Annotated in this window: 2 protein-coding genes and 1 pseudogene; all 3 read right to left on the reverse strand. The window is 73.5% G+C overall.

Annotated elements, in window-relative coordinates:
* Positions 1 to 35: 35 nt before the first annotated feature.
* A complete protein-coding gene (gene cphA, locus HMPREF3099_RS04770; RefSeq protein ID WP_070704685.1) occupies positions 36 to 2,816 on the reverse strand; it encodes a cyanophycin synthetase in 2,781 nt (926 codons plus the stop codon).
* Positions 2,816 to 3,829: a cyanophycinase gene (locus HMPREF3099_RS04775; protein ID WP_237769742.1), complete on the reverse strand. Its 1,014-nt coding sequence runs from the start codon at positions 3,827 to 3,829 to the stop codon at positions 2,816 to 2,818. The genes cphA and HMPREF3099_RS04775 overlap by 1 nt, the downstream gene beginning before the upstream one ends.
* A 75-nt stretch (positions 3,830 to 3,904) precedes the next feature.
* Positions 3,905 to 4,235, reverse strand: a pseudogene (locus tag HMPREF3099_RS12785) (hypothetical protein); the annotation flags it as partial.

Consider the following 4,235-nt stretch of genomic DNA (forward strand, 5'->3'; position numbering starts at 1 on the left):
CCCGGGGACCGGCCGCCCTGGTGGTGCGGGGGACCTCAGGAGAGGTCGGGGTCGGCCACCATGAGCCCGGCGTCCTTGGGGGCCGGGTGGGCGCGGTGGGTGAACTCCTCCAGGCCGCGCATGACCTCGGCGTGCTGGTCCACCGCCAGCGCCACCACGTCGCCGGGCTCGGCCAGGCCGAGCGCCAGCTTGCAGGCCTCCTGCTCGTCGGGCTGCTCGTGCAGGGTGACGGCCAGTCCCTCGGCCTCGGCCACCTCCCGGGCGCCCTCCAGCACCAGGCGGGCCGACTCACCGGCCGGGCGGCGGCGCAGGTTCTTGTCCTCGCGGACCACCAGGTGGTCGAAGTAGCGCGCCGCGATGCGGCCCAGCTCGCGGATGTCGTCATCACGGCGGTCGCCGGCGGCGCCCACCACGCCGATGCGCTGCGGGGCCTGGTCGTCCTCGCCCAGCTGCGCGGCCCGGTTGACCACGAACTGGCCCAGCGCCTCGATGCCGGCCGGGTTGTGCGCGTAGTCCACGTACACCTCGGCGCCGTTGACGTCCACGCGGTTGAGGCGCCCGGGGGAGAGGTAGTAGTCCGGCGCGAAGGAGCGCAGACCGGCCCGGATGTCGTGCAGCGGGGCGCCGGAGCACCAGGCGGCACCGGCGGCCGCCATCGCGTTGGCCACGTTGAAGCGGGCCGCGCCGCCGTAGGTGGCCGGGATGGTGTGCGTCCAGGTGAGCGGCATCCACCGCTTGCCCTCGGCCAGCACGATTCGCTCGCCGCGCTCGGTCTGTTCCAGCAGCACCGCGAGGCCGCCGCGCAGGAGGCGCTTCTCCACGAACGCGCGCTCAGCGCTGCCCGGCTCGGCCATGGAGAACCACACCACCTGCCCGCGGCAGCGGTTGCGCATCTGCCGCACCAGCGGGTCGTCGGCGTTGAGCACGGCGTAGCCGCTGCGGGGCACGGCCGAGACGATGACGCTCTTGATCTCGGCCAGCTGCTCCACGGTGTCCACGCCACCCAGGCCCAGGTGGTCGGCGGTCACGTTGGTCACCACGGCCACGTCGTTCTTGTCGTAGCCCAGGCCCTCGCGGATGATGCCGCCGCGCGCCACCTCCATCACGGCGAAGTCCACGCGCGGGTGCTGCAGCACGGTGCGCGCCGACTTGGGGCCCGAGGCGTCGCGGCGGATCACCAGGCGCTCGTTGATGGCCACACCGTCGGTGCTCGTCATGCCGACGTGGCGGCCGCTGCCGCGCATGATGTGGCCCACCATGCGGCTGGTGGTGGTCTTGCCGTTGGTGCCGGTGACGGCCACGATCGGCACGCGCGCCGGGGAGCCGGGCGGGAAGAGCAGATCGAGCACCGGCTTGGCGATGAACTGCGGCTCGCCCTCGGTGGGGTGGGTGTGCATGCGGAAGCCGGGGGCCGCGTTGACCTCCACGATCGCACCGCCCACCTCGGAGACCGACTGGGTGATGTCCGGGCACATGAAGTCGATGCCGGCGATGTCCAGCCCGACGATGCGGGCGGCCTCCTCGGCGATCTCGATGTTGTCCGGGTGCGCCTCCCAGGTGCGGTCGATGGAGATGCCGCCGGTGGACATGTTGCCGGTGCGCACCAGCGGCACGGCCTCGCCGGCGGCCGGCACGGACTCGGGGGAGTGGCCCTGCTCGGCCAGGTAGGCCTCGGCCGCCGCGTCCAGCGCGATGCGGGTGAGCACCTTCTCGTGGCCCACGCCGCGGCGCGGGTCCTGGTTGGCGAGGTCGACCAGCTCCCGGACGGTGCTCGTGCCGTCGCCGACCACCTGGGCGGGTACGCGCTCGGCCACGGCGGCGAGCTTGCCGCCGATCACCAGGAAGCGGTAGTCCTTGCCCACCACGTAGGACTCCACCACCACGATGCCGCGACGCGACTGGGCCAGGGCGGTGTCGAAGCCCTCGCGGACCTCGTCGGCGTCCTGCAGGTTCAGGCAGACCCCGCGGCCGTGGTTGCCGTCCAGCGGCTTGACCACCACGGGATACCCGATGGACTCGGCGAGCTCGACGGCGGCCTCCTTGTCCCGCGTGGTGGCCGACCGGGGCACCGGCAGGCCGGCCCCGGAGAGCAGCGCGGTGGTCATGGACTTGTCGCCGGCCACGTCGACGGCCAGCGCCGAGGTGCGCGAGGTCATCGTGGCCCGGATGCGCTGGGCGTGCACGCCCTGGCCGAGCTGCACGAAGCTGTGCTGGTTGAGCCGGATCCACGGGATGTCGCGGGACTCGGCCTCCTCGATGATGGCCTGCGTGGACGGCCCGAAGGCGGTGCGCTGGGCCAGCCGCAGGAAGTCGTCGAGCTCGGCGGAGAAGTCCAGCGGCGCGGCCTGCGGGTCCACCGAGTGGTTCACGATGCGCACCGCGAACTCACCGGCGGCGCGGCCGACGCGCTCCTCCTGGTAGGCGAAGATCATGTTGTAGCGGCCGGGGTGGCCGGGCACCGAGCGGGTCTTGCCGCGGGTGACGCGGTGGCCGGCCAGGTTCTGCAGCTCCAGGGACACGTGCTCGGCGATGTGCCCCATCCACGTGCCGTCGTGCAGGCGCTCCACGAAGCCGCCCTTCCGGCCCAGCGAGCAGCCGTGCTCGTGCAGTCCGGGCACCATCTCCAGGAGGCGGTCGGTGAAGCCGTCGATGGCACTGGAGGGGTACTGCTCGAGCACGCCCAGGTCCACCACGAAGTGCATGGCCTGGCGGTAGGACCACAGGTTGGCGCCGCGGTAGGTCTTGGCGGACACCACCTGCAGGGTGGGGGCGGGCCCCTCGTCGACCGTCGGGGCCGGGTTCTGCTGGGCGTTCATCACTGCTCCGCTCGGGTCAGGTGGAGCTGGGCGCGGCGCACGTCGGCTGCTGCCGAGAGCGCCTCGGCGTCCTCCTCCACGTCGTGGGCGTGTTCGCTGGCGTGTTCCAGCCGGGAGATCTCGGAGGCCTCCTGGCGCACGGCGTAGCGCGCGTCGTCCTGGGGGTGCTGCTCCACGAAGTGCACGAGGCGGCGCGCGTCGAGGTCGAACAGCGAGCCGGCCGGCAGGGAGTGCACCACGGCACCGGAGAGCAGCAGCGGGGCGCCCGGGGCGGCCTCGTGGCCGTCGGAGACCGCGTGCGAGCCGTCCACGAGGAAGACCCCGCCGGCACCGTGCACGGAGAACTCGCGCACCTCGTGCCCGTCGGCGGTGGTGCCGGTGGCCAGCTCCACGGCGGTGTCCTCGTCGATGCCGATGCCCATGAGCGCGGGGGAGACCGACACCATCGCCATGAGGCGTCCGTAGCGCCCGCGCTGGCTGAAGTGCTGGTCGAGGATGATGTCCGGCACGAGGTCGAGGCCCTGCGAGAGCTTGCTGGCGCCCTGGTGCGGGGTCAGGCCCTCCTCGCCGTCGCTGATCATGAACCGGCTGAGGATCGACGCGCCGGCGGACGTGCCGCCCACCACGGCGCCACGCTCGTGGGCACGGACGAGGGCATCGCCCACGGGGGTGCCCACGAGGAACTGGCTGAGCTTGAGCTGGTTGCCGCCGGTGAGGAACACGCCGGTCGCGCGGTCCAGGGCGTCGACCCACTTCTGCTCGTGGGCGTCCTGCCGGTCGCGCGGGGAGACCACCTCGGTCTCGGCGGCCCCGAGGCGCTCGAAGAGCGTGGAGTAGGTCTCACCGGCCTCGCGGTGGAAGGAGGAGGCGGTGGGCACGACCGCCACCCGGGAGTCCTGCCCGCCGGCCAGGGCCACGAACCGGCGGTGCACCTTCATCATGTCCCGCCGGTCCTCGGCGCCACCGACGATGAGCAGGCGCCGCACGGGACCGGTGGCGGTCTTGGCGGGCACGGGGACAGAGGGGACCTGCGGGGACATGGAGCAATGTTAGGTGACCCGACCCGCACGTGCCGGCCCGCGGGGCCGTCAGCGCGGGCCGCCGGAAGCCTTCCGGCGCAGGCCCCGTCCGGCCACAAGGGTTCCCTCCTCGAGGGCGTCCAGCGCGGCGTGGTGCAGCCGCGCCATGGCCTCGTGGCGGGCGCGGGTGGCCTCGCCGTGCACCGCGTGCGTGTCGCGCCCCTCGGTGGTCAGGGTGGCCACCACCGCGGCGCGCTCCAGCAGGTCCAGCACCTCCGGCTCGATGCCGGGCGGCAGGTCACCCGCGGTGCTCACCGCCGGGCCCCCGGCCCGCTGCCCGGCCCACACCGGCGTGTCGCCGAGCGGCTCGAGCACCTCCAGGCCGCGCCGCGTCGCCTCA

Origin of the sequence: Kytococcus sp. HMSC28H12, from assembly GCF_001816045.1 — a bacterium.
GTDB classification, from domain to species: domain Bacteria; phylum Actinomycetota; class Actinomycetes; order Actinomycetales; family Dermatophilaceae; genus Kytococcus; species Kytococcus schroeteri.

Bases quoted from the DNA above. Each gene is read 5' to 3' on its own strand.
- cphA (WP_070704685.1), bottom strand. From the start codon at position 2,816: ATGAACGCCCAGCAGAACCCGGCCCCGACGGTCGACGAGGGGCCCGCC.